20 protein-coding genes are annotated in these 22,564 nt (G+C 36.7%); 3 read left to right on the forward strand and 17 right to left on the reverse strand.

Translation table 11 applies throughout. From position 1 onward, the window contains the following. Positions 1–32 precede the first annotated feature (32 nt). A complete protein-coding gene (rsmH, locus tag CLLU_RS01965) occupies positions 33–962 on the reverse strand; it encodes a 16S rRNA (cytosine(1402)-N(4))-methyltransferase RsmH (protein WP_106007892.1) in 930 nt (309 codons plus the stop codon). A gap of 21 nt (positions 963–983) precedes the next feature. Continuing rightward, the gene (gene mraZ, locus CLLU_RS01970; protein ID WP_106007893.1) at positions 984–1,412 is read right to left on the reverse strand and encodes a division/cell wall cluster transcriptional repressor MraZ; all 429 of its coding nucleotides are present in this window, start codon (positions 1,410–1,412) and stop codon (positions 984–986) included. Between the two features lie 304 nt (positions 1,413–1,716). Between mraZ and ychF the strand changes: the two genes are divergently transcribed. After that, positions 1,717–2,814, forward strand: coding sequence for a redox-regulated ATPase YchF (ychF, locus tag CLLU_RS01975; RefSeq protein ID WP_106007894.1), 1,098 nt, complete (start codon positions 1,717–1,719; stop codon positions 2,812–2,814). Positions 2,815–2,878: 64 nt separating this feature from the next. Here ychF and CLLU_RS01980 read toward each other — a convergent pair whose 3' ends face one another. Beyond that, on the reverse strand, positions 2,879–5,209 hold the full coding sequence (locus tag CLLU_RS01980; RefSeq protein ID WP_106007895.1) for an AAA family ATPase: 2,331 nt from the start codon (positions 5,207–5,209) through the stop codon (positions 2,879–2,881). A gap of 209 nt (positions 5,210–5,418) precedes the next feature. Here CLLU_RS01980 and CLLU_RS01985 point away from each other — a divergent pair, with 209 nt between their 5' ends. After that, entirely contained in the window at positions 5,419–5,826 is a 408-nt protein-coding gene (locus tag CLLU_RS01985; RefSeq protein WP_106007896.1) for a hypothetical protein, read from the forward strand. A gap of 91 nt (positions 5,827–5,917) precedes the next feature. On the opposite strand, the gene CLLU_RS01990 is transcribed toward CLLU_RS01985, so the two are convergent. The 4 genes from CLLU_RS01990 to CLLU_RS02005 all read right to left on the reverse strand — a co-directional run bounded on the left by CLLU_RS01990 (position 5,918) and on the right by CLLU_RS02005 (position 12,638). Then, positions 5,918–6,265 carry a PqqD family protein gene (locus tag CLLU_RS01990; protein WP_106007897.1) on the reverse strand — a complete coding sequence of 116 codons (348 nt, stop codon included), beginning with the start codon at positions 6,263–6,265 and terminating at the stop codon, positions 5,918–5,920. Next, positions 6,258–8,177: an OPT/YSL family transporter gene (locus CLLU_RS01995; RefSeq protein ID WP_106007898.1), complete on the reverse strand. Its 1,920-nt coding sequence runs from the start codon at positions 8,175–8,177 to the stop codon at positions 6,258–6,260. Before CLLU_RS01995 ends, CLLU_RS01990 begins: the two co-directional genes overlap by 8 nt. A 172-nt stretch (positions 8,178–8,349) precedes the next feature. Next, positions 8,350–9,816, reverse strand: a complete 1,467-nt coding sequence (locus CLLU_RS02000; protein ID WP_106007899.1) for an aminoacyl-histidine dipeptidase — start codon at positions 9,814–9,816, stop codon at positions 8,350–8,352. A 272-nt stretch (positions 9,817–10,088) separates the two neighbouring features. After that, positions 10,089–12,638, reverse strand: a complete 2,550-nt coding sequence (locus CLLU_RS02005) for a calcium-translocating P-type ATPase, PMCA-type (RefSeq protein ID WP_207655935.1) — start codon at positions 12,636–12,638, stop codon at positions 10,089–10,091. Between the two features lie 292 nt (positions 12,639–12,930). Here CLLU_RS02005 and CLLU_RS02010 point away from each other — a divergent pair, with 292 nt between their 5' ends. Continuing rightward, on the forward strand, positions 12,931–14,247 hold the full coding sequence (locus tag CLLU_RS02010; RefSeq protein WP_106007901.1) for a putative manganese-dependent inorganic diphosphatase: 1,317 nt from the start codon (positions 12,931–12,933) through the stop codon (positions 14,245–14,247). A 66-nt stretch (positions 14,248–14,313) separates the two neighbouring features. Here CLLU_RS02010 and CLLU_RS02015 read toward each other — a convergent pair whose 3' ends face one another. The 10 genes from CLLU_RS02015 to flhA all read right to left on the reverse strand — a co-directional run bounded on the left by CLLU_RS02015 (position 14,314) and on the right by flhA (position 22,553). Next, entirely contained in the window at positions 14,314–14,715 is a 402-nt protein-coding gene (locus CLLU_RS02015) for a hypothetical protein (RefSeq protein WP_106007902.1), read from the reverse strand. Between the two features lie 82 nt (positions 14,716–14,797). Beyond that, positions 14,798–15,583, reverse strand: a complete 786-nt coding sequence (locus CLLU_RS02020; RefSeq protein ID WP_106007903.1) for a flagellar basal-body rod protein FlgG — start codon at positions 15,581–15,583, stop codon at positions 14,798–14,800. A gap of 33 nt (positions 15,584–15,616) precedes the next feature. Beyond that, on the reverse strand, positions 15,617–16,384 hold the full coding sequence (locus CLLU_RS02025; protein WP_106007904.1) for a flagellar basal-body rod protein FlgG: 768 nt from the start codon (positions 16,382–16,384) through the stop codon (positions 15,617–15,619). Next, complete coding sequence (locus CLLU_RS02030; RefSeq protein WP_106007905.1) at positions 16,381–16,584, reverse strand: hypothetical protein; 204 nt, start codon at positions 16,582–16,584, stop codon at positions 16,381–16,383. Before CLLU_RS02030 ends, CLLU_RS02025 begins: the two co-directional genes overlap by 4 nt. Then, positions 16,581–17,075 carry a hypothetical protein gene (locus CLLU_RS02035; RefSeq protein WP_106007906.1) on the reverse strand — a complete coding sequence of 165 codons (495 nt, stop codon included), beginning with the start codon at positions 17,073–17,075 and terminating at the stop codon, positions 16,581–16,583. Before CLLU_RS02035 ends, CLLU_RS02030 begins: the two co-directional genes overlap by 4 nt. A gap of 22 nt (positions 17,076–17,097) precedes the next feature. Continuing rightward, positions 17,098–17,835, reverse strand: coding sequence for a FliA/WhiG family RNA polymerase sigma factor (locus CLLU_RS02040; protein ID WP_106007907.1), 738 nt, complete (start codon positions 17,833–17,835; stop codon positions 17,098–17,100). Between the two features lie 5 nt (positions 17,836–17,840). Further along, on the reverse strand, positions 17,841–18,512 hold the full coding sequence (locus CLLU_RS02045) for a flagellar brake protein (RefSeq protein ID WP_106007908.1): 672 nt from the start codon (positions 18,510–18,512) through the stop codon (positions 17,841–17,843). Positions 18,513–18,526: 14 nt separating this feature from the next. After that, complete coding sequence (locus tag CLLU_RS02050; protein WP_106007909.1) at positions 18,527–19,402, reverse strand: MinD/ParA family protein; 876 nt, start codon at positions 19,400–19,402, stop codon at positions 18,527–18,529. Continuing rightward, positions 19,396–20,538: a flagellar biosynthesis GTPase FlhF gene (gene flhF, locus CLLU_RS02055; protein ID WP_106007910.1), complete on the reverse strand. Its 1,143-nt coding sequence runs from the start codon at positions 20,536–20,538 to the stop codon at positions 19,396–19,398. Before flhF ends, CLLU_RS02050 begins: the two co-directional genes overlap by 7 nt. After that, complete coding sequence (gene flhA, locus CLLU_RS02060; protein WP_420866701.1) at positions 20,538–22,553, reverse strand: flagellar biosynthesis protein FlhA; 2,016 nt, start codon at positions 22,551–22,553, stop codon at positions 20,538–20,540. The genes flhF and flhA overlap by 1 nt, the downstream gene beginning before the upstream one ends. Positions 22,554–22,564 lie beyond the last annotated feature (11 nt).

Raw genomic sequence — 22,564 nt, forward strand, 5'->3', positions numbered from 1 at the left:
ATCACTTTATTCACCCCACTCAAACTTTAGAACTAAATTTTTTCAGCTGTCCTAAGCTTAGAACTCTTGCTCCTTGGATTTCTTTCCATTTCCTCCCGGGTAGGCACTATGGGTTTTTTATTTATCAGCTTTACAACAGGTTTTTTATTGCATACACAGATTGGGAAATCGGGTGGACAGGTACATGGATTCTCCAGATTCTTAAATTTGGATTTCACTATTCTGTCCTCTAAGGAATGAAATGTTATGACAGATATCCTCCCACCGCTGCCCAGCTTTCCCACACTATCCTCCAGTGCCTCATCAAGTATCTTAAGCTCTTTATTAACTTCTATACGTATCCCCTGAAAAGTTCTCTTGGCCGGATGGCCATCTTTTTGAAATTTCATTGGTATTGCCCTTCTTATTATGTCCACCAGCTGTAAAGTCGTATTTATGGGCGATTTTTCTCTTTCCCTCACTATAGAATTCACTATTCTATTGGCAAATTTTTCTTCACCGTAGTCTTTTAAAATACTGTATAGTTCTTCTCTTCCATACTTGTTTACCACTTCATAGGCAGAAAGAGAATTGTCTCTGTCCATCCTCATATCCAGAGGTGCATCCTTCATATAACTGAAACCCCTGTCCGAATTATCCAGTTGATAAGATGAAACCCCCAGATCCATAAGTATTCCATCTACACTGCTTATCTCAAGTTCATTTAAAATTTCTTTAATATAGCAGAAATTTCTATGTACATAGATTACATTTTGAAATTCACTTAAATTTTCCTTTGCTGCATCAATTGCCGAAATATCCTCATCAATTCCGATGAGTTTTCCTTTTGGGGATAATCTTTTCAATATTTCCCTGGAATGGCCTCCTCCGCCTAAAGTACAATCTACATAGATTCCATCTTTCTTAATATTCAAGCTATCTATAGTTTCCTGTAAAAGTACAGGTATATGTCTAAACTTCATAAAAAGCATCCTCCGATTTTTCTATATTCCAAGTTCACTGAGCTGTTCTGCTATGCTGTCAAAATCTATATTGGAATTATTATATTTCTGCCAGCCTTCTTTGCTCCATATCTCCACCCTGCTTGATACTCCTATGCTCACTATATCCTTATTTATACGCGCATATTCCAAAAGTGGCTGGGGCATCACAATTCTTCCCTGTTTATCAGGTTCCATTTCATTTGCACCAGAGAAAAAAAACCTGACAAAAGCTCTGGCATTTTTATTAGTAAATGGAAGACCTTTTAGTTTTTCCTCCAAAACATGCCATTCATTAAGTGGGAAAGCATAGAGACATCCATCCAGTCCCTTGGTCAATATGAATTTTGCTCCCAGTTCCTCTCTAAATTTAGAAGGTATAATTATTCTCTTCTTTCCATCCAGAGCATGTTCATATTCACCTAAAAACATTATTGCACCCCTTTGCTGTTATTTTGCTCCACTTTCAACCACTTTAAACCACTAAATATGTATTCTATACTTAGGTGAAAATTCCTTCTTTTTTAACCTGCTTTTAATATATTTTTTAAATCCATTAAATTATAGGTTTTTACAAAATTTTACCGCATTATTTTCTTGGAAAATATTCCATGGAATATGGAACAATTAAGTACATTGCCTGTGTATTTGATTGAAATAATATTTTCTGTAGAGTATAATTTATAAAGGATTTCGTATTTAGTCAATTATAAATTTAGGAAGGGAATGTACATAGATGAAACTTGGAATTGTTGGACTGCCAAATGTAGGTAAAAGCACTCTGTTCAATGCAATAACAAAGGCAGGAGCTGAGTCTGCTAATTATCCATTTTGTACTATAGAGCCAAATATAGGGGTGGTCAGTGTACCCGATAAAAGATTAGATATACTGGAAAACATGTACAATTCAAAAAAGAAGGTATATACAACTATAGAATTCTACGATATAGCGGGATTGGTGAAAGGTGCCAGCAAAGGAGAAGGACTGGGAAATAAATTCCTATCCCACATAAGGGAAGTAGAAGCTATAATCCATGTAGTTCGATGTTTTGAAGATGAAAATGTAGTTCACGTGGAGGGCAGCGTGGATCCTGTCCGGGATATTGAAACTGTAAATCTGGAACTTATATTTTCAGATTTGGAAGTCATGGACAGAAGGATAGAAAAAATATCAAAACTCGCCAAAAGCGGAGACAAGGAAGCCAAGGCACAATACACTTTCATGCTTAAAGTGAAAGATCATCTGGAAGCAGGTAAGCCTGTACGAACTATGGAATTAACCGAAGATGAAAGGGAGCTTGTAAAAGGTTTTTTTCTGCTCACCACTAAACCCGTACTATATGTAGCCAATATCTCGGAGGATGATCTGACTTCCGGAAATCTGGAAAATAAATTTGTAAAAAAAGTCAAGGAATATGCCAAAGATGAAAACTCCCAGGTAGTTGTCATCTCTGCCAAAATAGAAGAAGAGCTCTCCACCTTAGATGACGATGAAAAATCAGAGATGCTTAAAGAATATGGTCTGGAAGAAGCTGGCCTGGATAAACTTATAGGCGCCAGCTATAAACTGCTTGGACTTATGAGTTTTTTAACTGCCGGTGAAAAAGAAGTAAGAGCCTGGACTATAGAACGCGGCACAAAAGCTCCGGAAGCCGCAGGTAAAATACACACGGATATACAAAGGGGTTTTATAAGAGCCGAGATCATATCCTATGACAAACTTGTAGAATGCGGTTCGGAAACAGCTGCAAAGGAAAAGGGATATTACAGGCTTGAAGGCAAGGACTATATTATGCAGGATGGAGATGTAGTAAATTTTAGATTCAATGTATGATACTGAAATTTAAAATTATTGTAAATTTTGCAGTAGATTTATAAATAAATCTACTGCATTTTCATCAGCTGCTTTTATGCTTTTCCTTGCTGGATGAATACTTCTTTAATTCTTTCCTGACCTCATTAATTACCTCGCTGTAATCTCTTCCCATAAGAATTTCCACTGCATCTTTTAAATTATACATATAATATATATGAAAATTATCTTTTATTATCTCCTGTTCCACCTCGTCATTTAATACGAGTCCACTTACGTTTGACCTGGGTATGAGTACTCCCTTATCTCTTGCACTGTCCAATATTTTGCACACCTTGAAGAAGCCTTCTATTTTTTCATTTATTCCACCTACAGGCTGTACCTCACCAAATTGGTTTATAGAGCCGGTTACCGCTATATTTTGCTTGATTCCTATTTTGCTAAGGGAAGATATGATACTTAAAGTTTCCGCCACAGAAGCACTGTCTCCATCTATTTTACCGTATGTCTGTTCAAAGCTCAGGTGAAAATCCACAGGTAATTTTTCATATTCCCCAATGAATCTGCTTATACATCCTCTTAAAATATTCACGGATTTATTGTGAATTTTGCCGCTCAAATCACTTTCTTTCTGAATGTCTACAATATTTCCACTGCCTTTTAAGCAGGAACAGGTTATTCTCACAGGCTTGCCTAAACTGAAATATCCTGTGCTTATGACAGAAAGTCCATTTATCTGACCCACCACTTTCTCCTTTACATCTATAAATATCTGACCTTCCCTATACATGTCCTCCAGCTGTTCTTCCAGCATTTTCTCACCATAGACTGCATTTAAGATATCCTCTTTATCTATAACCTGCTTTTTTCTTTCAGAAACTTTATTGTCGGAAATCATCAAAATTTTTTCCAATTCATAGTCATCCATCAACAATTTATTTTTATCTTCGGCTTTCTTGGACAAAACCCTGGCCAATTCCCTTATTGCACTTTCATTAACCGGGTGCAGACTGTTCTCTTTGTATATGGAAAAAACTTTTCTGAGGAATGCCGCTTTTGTATTTTTATTTATCTTCAAAAGGGATTTGTGCTCTCCCTTCAATTTAAACATCTTCTTGAAATCTTCATCATATCTGTAAAGCAGATCGTAGGTTCCATAATCTCCTATAAGTATTATTTTTTCGTTGAATTTTATAGGTTCAGGCTTCAATCCGCTCAAAGATAATAATTCTAAATATCCTCTGCTGTAATTCAAATCTACCTTACCGGTCATAACAGATTTTTTTAAATAATAATAAGCTCCCTTGTTGTTTAAAAGATCACTCACTCGAAGTATTAAACACCCCCCATTGGCTTTCAAAAGCGATCCTGGAGTAATAAGACTCACATCTGTAATGTAATTTCCATTCTTATTTTCATATTCTATACTTCCAAGCAGATTGCTTATACTTGGATCCTCTTCAAATATTATGGGAGGCTTATCTTTTCCACCGTTATCCACCAGCACGTTTATTGAGTATTTGTAAATCGACTTGATTATATTTTCCTTGTCGACTTCATAATTTATAGTATATATACTCTGTATTTCTCTTTCTATATTGCCGCATACCCTATTTAAAAAGCTTACAGCAGCTTCATTCCCCTTAAACATCTCCAAATATTCTCTTTTGATTTGACCTGTTTTTTCCTTATAATATTCACTTAGAAGAAGTTTTATTCTCTCAATCTGACTGAGCTCCATATTCTTTAACTGCTCAAGTATTCCTTCCATATTGCTTTTAAGACGGCTCACCTTGTTTAATATTTCCTCTTTGTCTTTCAAGCTGAGCAGATCATATTCTTCTTCACTCATCATCTTGCCCTGTTCTTTTAGTGGAATGAAACTAAATCCATCTTCAGTAATTTTTAAACTAAATCCCTCACCTTGGGCCATTTCCACAGCTTTATTTATCAAATTGCCCCTTTTTATCTGAAGATCTCTTTCCAGAATTTGTTTTTGTTGATTTGAAGAATCATTATAGAATTCGTAAGTGCATTTAAAATACAAATTTTGTACTTCATTCAGCATATATTTTAATTTTTTTCCTCTGCCTGCCGGTAAAAACATAGCCTTTGGAATTTTACCATCTTTCATTACTACATAACATATATCCTGTATCTTCTTCTTGCTCCCAATAACCCTGTCTATAAAATTCATAATATTTTCAAGCCTATCTTTTGAAAAATTTTCTATAATATATACATTATATCCTTCTTTATCTATATTAAGCGCAGTTTTGATTCTTTCATATATTTCTCCATATTCAGATTCGGACTTAAGTCCATTATCTAAATTGTTTCTATCATCAAAATTAAAATCCACATCGTTCAATTCAAAATTATATATAATTTCTTCTTTAGATAGTTCTCTATTCATATTCTTCCTCCTTTTAAGTGCTTAATATAATAGTATTCTTCAAGGCTATATTTAGGAACGAATTTTAAAAATAAGTATATACTGTCCTGTATATGTAAACCATAATAAAATCACTGACATATTTTAAAACAGAATATACTATGGTATAATATAATTAAATTTTTATGCAATTTACACTTATATAAAATAATAAAGGAGTCCGTATATACATGAGTTTTAAAGAAAAAATTGCGCAATATTACACAAAATCCTATTTGAAAAAATATGGTGATAGATTGACACAGGTACAGGGTACTGTAATATCTGTTAAAATAAAGAGAAAAACTATATTGTGGATATTCAATAAATTGTCGGTGACCCTCTTGGTAAGACCTGAAAGAAGCAGAAACATAGTAAGATGTTCCTATTCGAAAAAAAGGTGGTTTAAAAAGCCGGATTTCATACCCATAAGCCAGGGAAACCTGCTCTTAATTCAAGGTCTTAAAAGCAAAAGTGGAAAGGAACACAAAGAATACGTAGAACTTATCAACGTAAGAAATATGACCACTAAAAAAGATCTGATACCTATAGAAGGTAAAATGCCCAAAGTACAGAGGAAAGTTCAGCGTTTCAAATAATTTGCCACGGTAACTCAAAAATTTAAAATTGAGAACAATTAAAATAAAGAAGATGGCAGCTGCAATATAGTGCAGTGTCACCTTCTTTATTTTACAAATTTATTCTTTCTATATAATGACAATTGGCATCAATATGATTTAAAAATAATAATAACCTTTCGTACAGCGGATGAACTTCATTACCGTATTTCACTTCTAGAGTCTCTCCAATATCTTTTACAGTTTTACTTCCGTCTATCTGTAAAAACACATAACTTCCATACTCATCCATGGTGATTTTTTTATATTCCGGAATTGCGAATTTAAGTTTTCTAAAAAACTTCTGGATCTTGTGATCCTGTTTCTCAAGTACAGTCACAATACCATCTTTATCAACTTCATATTCCAGGTTATCCGAAATTTTAAATATTATATTCAATACTTCTTCACTGTTACTCAACGTCTTTCACTTTACTTTTCAGTATAGGTACTGCAGCCAATATTACAAGAATTATAAGCATTATAAATGCCATTCCATTGGTAGCGGCAAATCCGCTTGGTCCGCTTCCTTTTATAACACCGGATACTTGAAGTATTATACCGATAAGTCCTATTATGGATCCACCGGCAACCAGCCCGGATGACAAACTTATACCATTGGAAACCTTGACTTCTTTTTCTTTCTCGGTTTTAGAAACTTTTTCTACAAATAAACGAATAAGTGCACCTACCAATATTATGGAAGTGGTAGATATGGGCAGATAAAATCCTATGGCAACTGTCATTACAGGGAGTTTTAACAAGAACAGCACACCTCCCATAACGGCACCCACAATTATCATTACCCAGGGTAATTTACTTGACATTATACCTGCAGTCAAGGTTGACATCAAATTAGCCTGAGGCAGTGCAAAGGGTACGTTATCACCAGTCATTGCAAGCTGGCTTGAAAGCAGCAATATGACACCGGTAACTACTGCAACACCAACTACACTGGCTACAGCAAAATATTTCTGCATTTCATTCTTGTCACCGCCCACTATAAAAGTAACTTTTTGTGATTGTGAGTAACCTCCGGCTGCGGCTATGGCAGTAACTATAAATGTACCGAATAGCAGGAGTGATCTGTTGTCTCCAATACTTTTCCATCCCATTCCCACAAACAGCAATGTTACAATAACTATGGAAGCTATAGTCATGCCGGATACTGGAAGATTGGAAGTTCCTATAGTACCAGTTAAACGCCCGGAAACTATAACGAACAGCAGTGACAGCAATAATGATAAAATAGAAACAATTACTGCCATCAATATGTTGCCGCCAGATACCAGAAAACCGCCTATAAAGCCTATCACTATACCGCCAAGCAATATGAGATTTTCAGCAGATGAAGTGCCGGTATCCTTCGAAGTCTTGACATTAAGAGTTTCTCTTACGGAAGATCCTATGGTTGGTATAAGCCTTACAGCACTTATCAAACCGCCGGAAAGCATCATACCTGCTCCAATGTATTTTACATAACTGCCTGCTATATCCTTGACCTGCATAGCATTTACAGAAACATTCGGATCATTCCATACAGCTGGACCTCCCTGCCCCAGTGAAGCAAAGTAGCCTATCAAAGGCATAATAGCAAAATTAGACAGCAGAGAACTGGCAAACATAGCCAGAGATACTTCCATACCAACTATAAATCCTATGCCCAATAACAGAGGATTGACTTCAACTTCAAATTTCCATTTGTAGAAGGACTCATTTACATAACTTATTACATTGTTGGCCACATTTAGAAAAGAGCCGGTTAAAACAGTTAAAGCACCGCCTATTCCAAATCCGATTCCCATGTACCTGATTGATTCTTCAGCACCTTCAGAAGCAACAAGTGTTTCAGATATGGCCATGGATTCAGGATACATCAATTTACCATGTTCCTCAACTATTAAATAATTGTAAACAAGTGAAGCTGTTCCTATTCCAAATAGTGCTCCGCCTACACCAACAACAAAGCCTTCCAAAAAAGAAACTTTTGAACCTATTAAAAGTATCGCAGGTAAAACAAATATCATACCACTGGCAATGGATTCTCCACCACTTGACATACCTTGTAGCAGGTTCTTGCCGAGAATACCCTTTTGTTTGGCAAATACAGCTATAAATACGGACCCCAATATAGAACCAGGTATGCCGGCGGCAACTGTAAGTCCTGCCTTCATGCCTGAATAAGCAGTAGATGCTGCAAATAGTACAGCTAAAATAATACCGATAATTAATACAGCAATATTTCCTCCGGATTTAGAGCCGCTGGAAACGTAGGGGACATAATCTTTACCAGCTATGCCGCCGTACGCATTTTTAGATAATTTTTTGTTCATAAATACTATATACCTCCTCGTACAGTTTTACTTAACATTTTTACAGTTATACTTAATAATTATAGCATAACTATTATATAAGCTCATGTATAAGCTTATTTTTTAATTTTTATAATACCCATATTGAGTATTTTCATAGTAAATCAAATATCCATCAGCAGATGTTTTTCTCCTATTGCTTAAGAGCTCTTAGAACTTCTACCAGATATTTCCATGTTCTCTGGGTGGAAGGTATGCTCAGATGTTCGTCTGCAGTATGAACCCCAAACATAGTCGGTCCAAAAGATATCATGTCCAGCTGTCCATTGAACTTTTCTTCAAAAAGCGCACATTCAAGTCCTGCATGAATTGCAGTTACCAAAGGCTTCTTCCCAAATAACTTTTCATAGACATCTATAAAAATTTCTCTTATTTTGGAATTAGGATTGTATTTCCATTCCGGATAAGCTGATTCCGCAACTACTTTTCCATTGGTGAGACTGGCTATTGCAGTTATGGTATCAAATATATTTTCCTTTATGCTTCCCACAGAGCTCCTTATGGAGCTTATGATTTCAACACTATCATCTTTAGTCTGAACTACTCCTAAATTCAAGGAACTTTCCACCAGATTCTCTATGTCCATGCTCATGCTCTGAACTCCATTTGGAATAAGATAGAGGAAATTTACTACATTTTTTGTAGTTGCGTCATCCATGATTTTCTTCGGTTTTTCCTCTGCAGCCTTCAAATTAACTTTTAAATCCGGATCTGCCGTCTTGAATTCATCTTTAAATATTTTTTCCAGCTTGGAAACTTGATCTTTCAACAGAGCTTTATTTTCACCATTTATACATATAACTGCCTGGGCCTCACGGGCAATGGCATTGTGTTTTGAACCTCCCTTTATATAGCTTATATTGAAGCTCATTTTAGGACTCAAGCTTTTAAGCAGACGTGCCAGCAGCTTGTTTGAATTGGCTCTTCCCTTGTGTATTTCCGCTCCGGAATGTCCGCCCTTTAACCCCTGGATTTCAATTGAAAAAGGTTCCAAATTCCCATTTAAATCTTTCCAGGCTATTGGAATATTTGTCTTTGATGAACATCCTCCGGCACAGCTTACAAGGAGCATTCCCTCCTCTTCTGAATCTATATTTATAAGTGTTTTACCGGATACATTTTTAGGATCCAGTGCCAGCGCTCCATCCATTCCTGTTTCCTCAGAAGTGGTAACCACCAATTCAATTGGCGGATGTGCTATATTCTCAGAAGCCATAACTGCCAATCCCATGGCAACTGCTATACCGTCGTCCCCTCCCAAAGTTGTGCCTTCTGCATATAACATGTCATCTACTACTCTCAATTTAATGGGATCTTTTATAAAATCATGTTCTACTTCAGGCTTTTTCTCGCAGACCATATCCATGTGTCCCTGAATTACTATACCAGGACTATTTTCATATCCCCTGGAAGCTGGCTTCTTCATGATTACATTTAACGCTTCATCTTGTATAACATCCAGTTTATGTTTCTTCGCAAAAGAAACCAGATAATCACTGATTCCCTTTTCATTACCTGAACCTCTCGGAATACTGCTTATTTCCTCAAAATATTTAAATACTTCAACAGGTTCAACGTTTTCTAATGCTCTATTTTCCATTTACAATCTCCTCCTAACACTAGAACATCCAATTTTAGCAAAATACTGCCTATTTATATTTCATCACAAAATCAATAAAAAATCAATGTATGTAATTATTTGATTTTTCATTTTTTTGATATTCCTGCTTATCTTATATTCTACTTTACATCAGCCACATGACAATATGACAATTTGCAACAAATTTTAATTGCAATTTCATAAAAAGGTGTATTTTCATTTTTGAAAATACACCTTTCGTCTGTACCTTGAAATATGGGCATGCTTCAAATTCAAGCATTATTGGATTTAAAATATAAATACAGACTGTTCATAAATGCAATTATTCCTGAAAAAAACAATACTATAACCCATTGTGAAATCATAAGCGCCGAAGTATGGAACACCATCTGCAAAAATGGTACATATATCGTACATAAAAGCATGATCATGGATATGGAAACTGCAGCCAGAAGATACAAATTAGTAAACAAGCTTATTTCAAATATGGAGTGTTTTTCGGATCTACACTCAAATACATGTATGAGCTGGGATATTATAAGTGTACAAAGTGCCATGGTTCTTGCGGTTTTAAGATCAAATCCCAGATATAAACCTATGACAAAGGCAAGTACGGTACATACACCGATAAGTGTCCCTCTTACAATGATCTTCTCACTAAGCCCTCTGGCAAATATGCTTTCATTTTTAGCCCTGGGTTTTCCTCTCATTATATCCCCCTCTGGAGGATCTACTCCAAGTGCTATGGCAGGCAGCCCATCTGTAGCCAGGTTCACCATAAGTATTTGTATGGGCAGGAGCGGTGTATCCAGTGAAAATATGGATGTAAGAAGCATGGTCAGAACTTCTCCCAGGTTGCAGGACAGCAGATATCTTATGAATTTTCTTATATTGTCGTAAATAACTCTTCCTTCTTCCACTGCAGATACTATGGTGGCAAAATTGTCATCCAGAAGTATCATGGAGGATGCCTCCTTCGTCACATCAGTACCTGAAATTCCCATACAGATCCCGATATCCGCCTCTTTTACCGCCGGAGCATCATTTACACCATCCCCTGTCATGGCCACAATATTATTTTGAGCTTTAAAGGCTTTTACTATTCTAAATTTGTGTCCCGGATTGACTCTTGCAAATATGGAGATATCACGTATTTTTCTGGAAAGCTCTCTGTCATTCAGCTTGTCTAATTCTTCTCCCGTTATAACCTGAGACTGTGTTTTACATATATCCAGTTCTTTTCCAATGGCAAAAGCTGTATTTTTATGATCTCCCGTTATCATGATGGGTCTTATACCTGCCAGCCTGCATTTTAATACTGCATCTTTTGCTTCTTTTCTGGGCGGATCTATAATCCCGGCTATCCCTATAAAAATCAAATTATTTTCCAGCGATCTTCCCGCAGTTACTGCATTGTCCTTGTACGCTCCAGCTATACATCTCAGTGCATCAGAAGTCATATTTTCCACTGCTCTTAAAACCCTGTTTCTTTCAGTTAAGGTAAAAAGCTTGACCTGTCCATTAGACAGTATATATTTGCATCTATTTATCACCCTTTCGGGAGCCCCTTTTACATAGCACACCTTCTTACTGCCTTCCCTCATTATTACAGACATCATTTTCCTGTCGGAATCAAAAGGTATGTCGTAGATTCTATCTGCTTTGTCCATAAATTTTTTCAAGGCTTTTCCCTCTGTAAAAAATGCCTTTATCAAAGCCGTTTCTGTAGGATCACCTATAAGTGCCTCTGAAATATTGGCTTTTTTTACGTCAAAATCACAATCGTTGCAATATGTAAAAGCTTTCTTCATCATCATATTTTCGGAAAAGGCTTCTCCCTTTGTTTTGTGTATTCTTCCATTGAAATAGAGAGCTTTCACGGTCATTTTATTTTCAGTAAGAGTACCTGTCTTGTCACTGCAGATTACAGAAGTACAGCCCAGGGTCTCCACTGCCGGTAATTTTCTCACCAGTGCATTCCTCTTTAACATCCTGGATACCCCGAGAGCCAGTGCAACAGTAACTATAGCTGCAAGTCCCTCCGGAATAGCCGCTACTGCCAAACTCACCCCTACTAAAAACATCTCATACTTATCCTGTCCTCTCCAGACACCGGTTAAAGTTACTAAAATACATATGGCAATACACATGACCACCAGTACCTTGCCAAGAGATGTAAGCTTTTCCTTGAGGGGAGATCTATCCTTTTCAATGTTCTGAAGCATACCTGCTATCTTCCCCATTTCTGTTTTCATTCCAGTCTGTATCACCCTGGCTTTTCCCTTGCCCTTTATCACTATTGTCCCCATGTATATAGAATTATTCTTACCGGAGCTGCTTTTTTCAACTCCTTCGGATTCTCCTGTCAAAAGGGATTCATCCACCATAAAATTGCTTCTAGACAGTAAAATACAATCTGCAGGTATCTTGTCTCCAGATTCCAGGAATATCACGTCTCCTATTACAAGCTCCTGTGCATTTATAATTCTAATTTTACCGTCTCTAAGAACTTTTGAGGTGGGAGAAGCCAGTTCCTTTAATGTTTCCAGGGATCTTTCTGTTTTAAACTCCTGTACAAATCCCAATATGGCATTCATAATCACAATAATAAGTATGGTTATAGCATCCGCTTTTTCCCCCATAAAACCAGATATTACAGTGGCAACTATAAGAATCCAGGTTATAAAATCATTGAATTGAGAAAGAAATATCTTTACAGGAGATATGCCGTTTTTCTTTTCAATGGCATTAGGTCCATATTTTTTAAGTCTTCTCTCTGCTTCAACCTGGGTGAGACCACCTTCTATCTCTCTTTCATTGATCAATTTTATCCCTCCAAAGTAATTATTACCTCTATGTTAATTAAGTATATGCCCCCTTTGTATGGTATTATGACAATTATCAATTGACAATTGTCAATGTACAATTCAATGATAGATTTTTTGCTGCACCGAAAATCCATCATTATTTTATATTTATACTTTGAAGCTTGATAATTGAATACGGGTGGATAATCACGCCGTATTTTGCTATAATATTTGTATGTTAATCCATAATAATGATTTTACATATAAATATTGTTTTATTCATGTACACTTAGGAGGAAAATTAATTATGAATGATGTTGTATACATTACAGGGCATAAAAATCCTGATACAGATTCCATATGCTCTTCAATAGCTTATGCAGAATTTAAAAACAAGATGGGATCAAATGCAGTTCCCATAAGACTTGGAGACTTAAACAGCGAAACAAAATTTGTACTTGATTATTTTCATGTTGAGCCTCAAAAACTGGTAGAAAATGTGAAGCCGCAGATTTCTGATTTGAATATAGACATTGTAAATCCCATATCTCCGGAAACATCTCTTAAAACTGCCCGGGAAATAATACACAGTAGCAATGTAAAGACTCTTCCTGTAGCAGATGATTCCGGGAAACTAGTGGGTATCGTATCCCGATCCGATATAGCTTCCTATTACATGGATACATTGGATGCCAATACATCTGCCGGAATCATACCGCAAAATATTTCCGTAGACTGTGTAATGAAAAAAGATGATATAATATCTTTCAAGACCTGTGAGCTTATAGATGATGTAAGAGATGTAATGCTTAAAACCAGATACAGGAGCTACCCTGTGGTGGATTCTGAAAACAAAGTCATAGGAAGTATTTCCAGGGATAATCTCAAATCACAGAAGAAGAAAAAAATAATACTAGTAGATCACAATGAAAAGGCCCAGTCCGTGTCCGGTCTGGAGGATGCAGAAATATTGGAGATACTGGATCATCACAAAATAGGAGATATACAAACTGGTTCTCCCATATACTTTAGGAACGAGCCGGTAGGCTGTACCGCAACCATAGTGGCTTCAAGATTTTTTGAGAATGGAATAGAACCTTCTCCAAAAACTGCAGGTCTCTTATGTGCTGCTATAATTTCAGACACCCTTTTATTCAGATCACCCACTTCCACAGATGCTGACAAAGAAGTGCTGAAAAAGCTGTCCTCTATAGCCGGTATAGAGCCAGAATCTTTTTCCACACAGATGTTTAAGGCAGGATCTTCCCTGGATGGGAAAACTCCAGATGACATATTAAATCAGGACTTTAAAGTCTTCAACATATCCAGCACAAAAATAGGGGTGGGTCAGGTTTCCACAATGGATACAGAAGGATTCAATTCTGTGAGAGATGATGTGGTAAATTCCATGAAATCAAAACACAAGGCTGAAAATTTTGATATGATAATACTCATGGTAACAAATATATTAAAAAATGGATCTGAGCTGATTGTAGTAGGTGATGACAAGGATATAATTCCAAAAGCCTTTGGAGTAAATCTAAAAGGCGGAAGTGCATATGTTCCGGGCATTCTTTCGAGAAAAAAGCAGGTCATTCCACCACTTACCGCTGCTCTGTCCTAAAAAAACAAAGGGAGCAATTCAGCTCCCTTTGTTTTTTTAGTTCTTTGAACTTCAATCTTTGAATCATCAGTCCCGAATCTCTGATATATCCACAGTTCTTATTTTAGTTTTACGTTTATCATTGTCTTCAAATTCCTCATCTTCATATTTTACTTCATCTTCCGGCTCTAAATCAGCGGGCTCAACTTCATCTAAGTCATCCATATCATCATAATCATCTGGACTGTAATATCCCGTGCTTTCCTCTGATCTGCTATGTGATGGATATGTTTGTGGTGGCCATTGACTGTTGTAGTCCATTTGACGCATGCAATTCATACATGGACTTGAATTGTTCAAAATCACTGGACACATTCTATACATATTAGGCGGGTATATATACTGCATAGGATAATAATCCATATCCCAGTCATACATGTCATCTTCTCCAATATACTCATTGGAGTCCATAATTGGACATCTGTACATATTATAACTCCTCCTGAAAATATTACATCTATATATTATATGTACATAGTTCCCATATGTTTACATAAAAATTCAAAAGCAGTTATCTTTTCATACTGTTTATAAGTCCCCACATCTCATCTGAAGTTGTAATCCCCTTGGATGCCAGTTCAAAAGCTCTTTGTGCAATTATCATATCAGTGACTTCCTTTCCCAAATCCACATTTGACTGCTCAAGATAATTCTGAATTATATCGGCATTGCCATTTACATTCATCTGGACACCATCTTTGGGTACATATAAATTATCTCCAATGGATCTCATGGAATCCTGTCCTATGGTATTGTACACATTTATTTTACCATACAGTACGCTGTTATCACCTATATTCATGTATATCTGGCCTTTTGCATCTACAGTAAAATTATTGTCCTTAAATACTGTTCCTGCATTAAAAAGAGCTGTGCCCTCAGGTGTAAGATTTACCTCCAGTCTATTTCCATCCGCATCAACCAAATTTCCAGCTGCATCTACACTGAAATTGCCTGCCCTTTCATAAGCCGCCGTACCATCCGCCAGGGTGACTCTAAAAAATCCATCCCCATCTATGGCCATATCTGTCCTAAGTCCGGTCTCTTTGATACTTCCCTGGGAGGTATCTCTAATCCACTGCGTAGTTTTAACTCCTGTTCCATTAATTGTATTCACTCCATCTGGATTAGCAGGATACCCTACCCTGTTTAAAGTTTCATATACCAGATCCTGAAAATTTGTATCTTCCCTTTTATATCCAGCAGTATTTACATTGGCCATATTGTTGGATATACTATCAAGCTTTTCCTGCTGTGCATTCATAGCACTTCTGCTGTTCCATATAGCTCTAAGCATAACAAAACCACCTTTTCAATTAGTTTTTAGATTCTATACTTTTCCCACTTCATTTATAAGCTTGTCTAAAGTCTCATCAATGGATTGTACTGCCTTTTGATCTGTCTCAAAGCTTCTCATGGTTGTAAGCAGATCAGACATGGCATTCACTACATTTACATTGGATTTTTCCAGTGAATTCTGCCTAACCACTGCATTATACTCCTGGGGATTTGCTCCAGTATACAGATTATCCCCAATTTTAGTCAGATTATTATAGTCACCAAAATCCACAGTGTAAATTTTATATCTGGGAACCCCATCTATACTTATATTTCCATAATAATCAGAGGTCATCTTGCCTTCTCCTACATTTATCTGTCCTAAATTTCCAGTCTGAAGATCCCTGGCTATAACTTCGTTTCCCGAATCATCCACAAGTATCCCGTCTATATTCACGTGAAAATGTCCATCCCTAGTATAAAATTCATTTCCATCAGCTCTCTGAACTGTAAAAAAGCCTCTGCCATCTATGGCAAAATCGGTGGATATACCGGTGGATTCTATAGTTCCCTGGGTAAATCCGGTATTTACCGAATCCACTCCGCTTCCCAAATTTATACTTCCTATTATATTCCTTACATTTTTACCTCCCTCCACTTTATCATAATTCTGTAAAAGCACTTCATTAAATGGTTTTACCGCCAGAATATCTTCCTTGAAACCCACAGTACTCACATTAGCAAGATTATTGGTTATTACATCCTGTTTTGCTTCTTGGGTTATCATGCCCGATACTGCTGAATAAAAACTTCTGATCATTTATTTTCACCTCCACTATTGATTACCTTCATTTCATCAGGATACTGCATTCCCATGGACCTGGCCTTGTCCTCAATTTGACTTTTACTCATCTGATACTGGTTATGGACTCCACTCATGATAAAAGTAGCCAGCAAAATGCCTATTCCTATGCCTATCAGCAGTTTCCTGTCACTAAAAAAATCAAAAATTCCTCTCATTTTGTGTATAATTCCTTTATTAATAGAACCTCCCCCTTGCCAATGCCGGTTTTCTGAGATATTTCATCTACAGGCATATTCTTGCTCAATAAATCTCTCACTTCATCAATTTTCACATTGTTTTCATTTATTTCAGATTCAATTTCATCACTGTTTTCTGCATCTGCACTTGATCTTTGGTAGCTGGAATCATTTGTACTTGACTTTTGAGGACTAGAATCACCAGCTGTCTTCTTCCCCGATCTATTGTATAACATGACCTCATTCATATTATTCCTGTTTTCACTTTTTAGGCTCTCTATCTCTTTTTGGAGCTCGAATACTGTTTCAGCAAACTCTTTTCTTATCTTGCCAATCTCTATTTTATAATCTCCCATTTCATTTTGCTTTAAATCCAGCTGCTCCCGAAAAGATTTTTTTTCCCTCAGCACTGCATTTAAATTTAAAGCTATTAAAATTATTCCCACTGCAATCAATATAACTGGAACCATAAAAATTTCCTTTCCGCAATCGTCATTGCCTGTATATGTTATATTTTAATTTTATCATAGCTTTTCTCAAATGAATGATAGCTCTGCTGTGAAGCTGACACACTCTTGATTCAGATACATTTAAAATATGCCCTATTTCCTTTAATGTCAATCCCTCATAGTAGTACAAAGTGAGGACTAAATTATCCTTTTCGTTTAAAAGTTCTAAAGCTTTGGCTAAGTATTCTAATTTTTCTTTTTCCTCCAGGCTCTTTTCTGGACTAGGACTTTTGGTATCTTCTATAGTCCCTATAAGAGCAATATCATCGTCATCTGAAAATATCAAATCCTCCAGTGACACTATGGATATATAATTGATATAATTTTCAATTTCCATCATTTCCTTCAAAGATATATGGAGCTTATTTGCTATTTCAATACTTTTAGGCTCCCTGCCAAGTTCCTTTTGAAGTGATTCCACTGCTCCATTGTACCTATTGAGCTTATCCATGGAGCCCTTGGAAATGGGACTATTTCTTCTCAATTCATCTATCATAGCCCCTTTTATTCTTATAGATGCATAAGTAGAGAATTTCATACCTCTTCCCTTATCAAATTTATTCATTGCATCCATCAATCCCAGGATACCATAGCTTACCAAATCTTCATATTCTATATACTTGGTTTTTCCTATTATAACTCTAGAGGCAATGTATTTTACCAGAGGAAGATATTTTTTCACTAATTCTTCTTTTACATTCAATTCATTTGCCAAAGCCATATTATTTAATCCTCCTTCGCTCCTTTTTCTATATGTTTTCTCATCACCTGAAACAATAGTTTTATAATTCTCTCCCTGTTGATTTTATCTAAATCTACAAAGTTCAATCCAAAAATAATCTTTGACTTATCATTATTTCTGCTGATTCTGACTACCTTTCCCTTTACAGCTAAGCTGTCATCTTCCATGGGGATGGTAACCATAATTATATCTCCAGCTGACACTTTGCATTTCAGTTTGTCATCCACGGATATTTTCATCCCACCGCCGCTCAAATCAAGAGAATGGGCATTGAACACCTCTACCTGTTCATCCAAATTGTGAGGATCCTTATTCACGGGCACCACAGCACAAAGCACATTTAAAACCAATGGAACTCTTACAAAATTTCTTCTCTGTACAACCTCTACTTCCTCGGGCTTTTTTATCATTATTATAAGTATTTTTTCTATTTTACGTCCTATAACTACAGTATTAAACCTATATATGTTTTTTCCCAAATAGTATACTGCAGCTATCTTGTCACCTTTTTTTAGAACTATATATTTATGATTATTTACGGGTATATTTATGCCTATGTAATCCTCCGAAATGTCCTGAATATTGCTCTTATAGATTTTTCCATCTATCTCTATTTCAATCCTGCTGTTGACTACAAATTCAATATTGCACTTCACTTTATCACTTCCCCCTATGAAAAAACGTCAAAAATTTTTTTAAACAGCTCTTGAATACCTCCTCCTTCTTCCCCTTTAGTACCAATCAATTTACCAGCTATAAGATTTATATCTCTTGAAATCCTTGAATTGGGATGGCTTATTAAAAATGGACTCTGCTGCCTTACTGCCTGTATAAGTCTTTTATCCTCCGACATGCTTCCCAGATATTCGACTTCAACATTTAAAAACCTGTTTACCACATTGCTGAATTTATCGAAGGTTTTTCTGCCTTCCTCCATATTCATAACTTTATTAATAATAATTTCCACCGAATTTTTCAATTTGAAATAATTTATAGCTTTAACCAGGCTATACGCATCTGTAAGAGATGTAGGTTCAGGTGTGGTGATCACAATTACCTGCTCACAGCAGGTGATGAAGCCAAGCACATCTCTGCTTATCCCCGCTCCGGTATCCAATATTATATAATCCAGATTACCCAACAGAGATAATTTTTTTATAAAATTTTCTCTCTGTGATTTTGATATCTCTTCAATCCTCGATATTCCCGTTCCTCCTGGAAGCAGTTTTACCCCAAAAGGTCCTGTTATAAGGATTTCCTCTATATCCTTGTTCCCCAGAATCACATCATATACGCTGTATTTAGGTAAAAATCCCATGAGAACATGATCATTTCCCATACCCATATCTGCATCAAATATCAAAACTTTTTTTTTCATTCTCTGAAGTGCTATGGCTGTATTCACAACAAAATTGCTTTTTCCCACTCCCCCCTTGCCGGAGGTGACTGTTATTATTCTAGGTCTTGAAATATACCCTGCAGCATCTCTTTCTGCCTCTCTGTCTTTTAAAACCAATCTTCTCAATTTTTCAGCCTGATCTAGCATACAATATCCTCTCCCAGTACCAGCTTTGTCAATTCTTCCGAACTCATGGTCTTTATGTCCTCAGGTACATTTTGTCCTGTAGTTACAAAGCTTATGGGCTTTTTAGCAGACTGCAGAATGTTTAATATGGAACCATAAGTACAGGTTTCATCGAGTTTGGTAATTATTATATTGTTATAGTTCAGCTGTTTGTACCCATTTACTATGGCATCTACATCCCTGTCCTTTGTAGTACAGCTTATTACCAGATGTATGTTATCTGTTTTAACCTTGTCTATAAATGCCCTGAGCTCCGATATCTGCATTTTATTTTTACTGTTTCTGCCTGTAGTATCTATTAGAATGGTGTCACAATTTTTCATGTCCTCAGTGGCCTTCTCCATATCCTTTATGGTAAACACCACCTTAAAAGGTATGTTCATTATATCTGCATAGGTTCTCAGCTGTTCCACAGCACCTATTCTGTATGTATCTATAGTTATAAGTCCAATTTTTTTCTTCTCCATAAGTGCAAGTCTTCCAGCAAGCTTGGCAATGGTAGTGGTTTTGCCCACACCCGTAGGCCCTACCAGCACCGCCACATGAGCCAGTTTCTTTTTATCCACCTTTATCATGTTCTGCACTACTTCTTTTAACTTCTCTTCATCTTTTCTGTCATCCTCCATGATATTTATACTGCTCAATATCTTTTTTATTACCTTATCATTCAAATCACTGCTTTCAAGTTTTAACTGAAGCTCACTTTTGCCGATATTACCATAGGGACTGTTCATCATTTTATTTAACATGCCCTTCATCTGCTGTACCTCTTTTATCAGTTCTTCATTATTTTTCCGTGTTATATTATTTTCATAAAAATTTCCTGTACCGGCAGATTTCTCGCCGGAACTCAAATCATCTTTCATACCGGCATTCACTATTTTCTTTATGGTTCTAATACCATAATTCACATTATCTTCTCTTTTTTTGTTGTCTACAGCAGCAGTTACCTCCAGTATTTTTTTAGAAAAGAAGCCCAGTATCCCTTTCTTTCTTATTTTTCTCTGACTTATAATAACTGCCTCACTGCCAAGTTCATATTTAATTCTGGTAATAGCTTCATTCATACTGTTGGCTTTATATTTTTTGATAATCATTATATTGAAACCACTCCTTCAGTCTTTATCTCTATATCATTTGGTATTTCATTTAATGATAGTACATTTACAGCTGGAAATACCATTTCAATCAGCCTCCTGAAAGGTGCCCTTATTTTCGGTGAAACCAGAACTACAGGCTGATTTTCATAAAAATAAACAGAATCCAGTATTTTCCTGAGAGATTTCAATATTTTACTTGTGATATCAGGCGATATGGCAGGAAAAGAACCCTGCATGGATTTTTGAATATTGCCTCCAATTAATTTTTCCAGATCCTGAGACAGCGTAACTACAGTAATTGCTCCCTTGTCATCTACAAGAGAATTGCATATGCTCCTTCCCAGTGCAAATCGTACATACTCTGTGAGAAGCTCTATATCCTTTGTATTTCTTGAATTGTCTGCAAGGGACTCCAAAATAGTCACCATATCCTTTATAGATACTCTCTCCCTCAAAAGGTTCTGCAGCACTTTCTGAAGCTCTCCTATAGTCAAAAGGTCCGGTATGAGTTCTTCAACTACAGTAGGATATTTTCCTTTAACAGAATCCACAATAAGTTTGACTTCCTGTCTTCCCAAAAGTTCATAGGAATGATTTTTTATTGTCTCCGTCAGGTGAGTCACCATAACCGTAGTTGGATCCACCACAGTCAGACCTTTGATCTCCGCTTCTTCCCTCTGATCCTTGTTTATCCAGATGGCCGGCAGGCCAAAAGAGGGCTCTGTGGTACTTATGCCTTGAATATCATTATTTGAATTGGTAGGATCCATGCATAACAGCATATTTGGCATCAGTTCTCCCCTGGCCACTACAGTGCCTCTTATCTTTATAACATAATCATTGGTCTTAAGCTGAAGGTTGTCCCTTATCCTAATTGGCTGCACTACTATGCCCATTTCGATGGCACACTGCCTTCTAACCGAAGTTATCCTCTGAAGAAGATCTCCTCCTGAGCTTTCATCCGCCAGCGGTATAAGTCCATACCCTATTTCTATCTCCATGGGCTCCACGGATATGAGATTCATAACATTCTCCGGCTCCTTGCTCTCTATTTCAGTCATTTCCTGATTCTGCATGGCCTCCTGTTTCATATTCTGCTGCTGTTCATCTTTATATAAAAGATACGCAGCTGTAATGCAGGCCGCAGCAAGTACTAAAAATGCCAGATGCGGAAGTCCGGGTATCATGGACAGAAATAACAGTACTGCACCAGCTATGCCTATTACCTTTGGAAATCCAAACAGCTGTTTTACCGCCATGGTACCAAAATCTTCATCACCCCCGGAACGGGTGACAAGTATTCCTGAAGCAGTGGAAATGAGAAGTGCCGGAAGCTGGGACACAAGACCGTCGCCTATAGTCAGTTTGGTATACGTCTGGGCGGCTTGTGAAGCATCCATTCCCTTTAAAACTATGCCTGTAATTATTCCAGCTATTATATTTATGACTACAATTATCAGAGCAGCTATGGCATCCCCTTTTACAAATTTAGAGGCTCCATCCATGGCCCCGTAAAAATCCGCCTCTTTTTGAAGCTTGGCTCTTTTATCCCTGGCTCCCTTTTCATCTATCAGGCCTGAATTCAAATCTGCATCAATGCTCATCTGTTTTCCAGGCATTGCATCCAGGGTAAATCTGGCTGACACCTCTGCAACCCTGTTGGCTCCATTGGTTATTACAATAAATTGTATAATGATGATTATCAAAAATATTATTATTCCAACTACATAACTTCCACTGACTACGAATTCCCCAAAAGAGTTTATAACCTCTCCTGCATAGGCATCCCTGAGTATCAGCCTCACAGAAGAAATATTCAGTGCCAGCCTGAAAAGCGTAGTTATCAAAAGCAGTGTTGGAAATACTGAAAACTGAAGTATTTCCGTAGTGAACATAGTCAAAAGTATTATAATTATAGACAGCGTTATATTAAATGCAATGAATATATCCAGCAATTTTGCCGGAAGTGGGATTATAATCATAAACACTACCATTATGATCATAAGTGCCATAAGTATATCCA

The sequence above is a fragment of the Clostridium luticellarii genome, from assembly GCF_002995845.1.
In the GTDB taxonomy this organism is placed as follows: Bacteria; Bacillota; Clostridia; order Clostridiales; family Clostridiaceae; genus Clostridium_B; species Clostridium_B luticellarii.

Excerpts from the sequence above, each read along its gene's own strand:
- CLLU_RS02020 (WP_106007903.1), bottom strand. The coding sequence starts at position 15,583 with ATGCTTAGAGCTATATGGAACAGCAGAAGTGCTATGAATGCACAGCAG.
- CLLU_RS02025 (WP_106007904.1), bottom strand. The coding sequence starts at position 16,384 with ATGATCAGAAGTTTTTATTCAGCAGTATCGGGCATGATAACCCAAGAA.
- CLLU_RS02050 (WP_106007909.1), bottom strand. The coding sequence starts at position 19,402 with ATGCTAGATCAGGCTGAAAAATTGAGAAGATTGGTTTTAAAAGACAGA.
- CLLU_RS01985 (WP_106007896.1), top strand. The coding sequence starts at position 5,419 with ATGAGTTTTAAAGAAAAAATTGCGCAATATTACACAAAATCCTATTTG.
- CLLU_RS02015 (WP_106007902.1), bottom strand. The coding sequence starts at position 14,715 with ATGTACAGATGTCCAATTATGGACTCCAATGAGTATATTGGAGAAGAT.
- CLLU_RS02040 (WP_106007907.1), bottom strand. The coding sequence starts at position 17,835 with ATGGCTTTGGCAAATGAATTGAATGTAAAAGAAGAATTAGTGAAAAAA.
- ychF (WP_106007894.1), top strand. The coding sequence starts at position 1,717 with ATGAAACTTGGAATTGTTGGACTGCCAAATGTAGGTAAAAGCACTCTG.
- flhF (WP_106007910.1), bottom strand. The coding sequence starts at position 20,538 with ATGATTATCAAAAAATATAAAGCCAACAGTATGAATGAAGCTATTACC.
- CLLU_RS02000 (WP_106007899.1), bottom strand. The coding sequence starts at position 9,816 with ATGGAAAATAGAGCATTAGAAAACGTTGAACCTGTTGAAGTATTTAAA.
- CLLU_RS01995 (WP_106007898.1), bottom strand. The coding sequence starts at position 8,177 with ATGAACAAAAAATTATCTAAAAATGCGTACGGCGGCATAGCTGGTAAA.
- flhA (WP_420866701.1), bottom strand. The coding sequence starts at position 22,553 with ATGGCACTTATGATCATAATGGTAGTGTTTATGATTATAATCCCACTT.
- CLLU_RS02030 (WP_106007905.1), bottom strand. The coding sequence starts at position 16,584 with ATGAGAGGAATTTTTGATTTTTTTAGTGACAGGAAACTGCTGATAGGC.
- rsmH (WP_106007892.1), bottom strand. The coding sequence starts at position 962 with ATGAAGTTTAGACATATACCTGTACTTTTACAGGAAACTATAGATAGC.
- CLLU_RS01980 (WP_106007895.1), bottom strand. The coding sequence starts at position 5,209 with ATGAATAGAGAACTATCTAAAGAAGAAATTATATATAATTTTGAATTG.
- CLLU_RS02010 (WP_106007901.1), top strand. The coding sequence starts at position 12,931 with ATGAATGATGTTGTATACATTACAGGGCATAAAAATCCTGATACAGAT.
- CLLU_RS02035 (WP_106007906.1), bottom strand. The coding sequence starts at position 17,075 with ATGGTTCCAGTTATATTGATTGCAGTGGGAATAATTTTAATAGCTTTA.
- mraZ (WP_106007893.1), bottom strand. The coding sequence starts at position 1,412 with ATGTTTTTAGGTGAATATGAACATGCTCTGGATGGAAAGAAGAGAATA.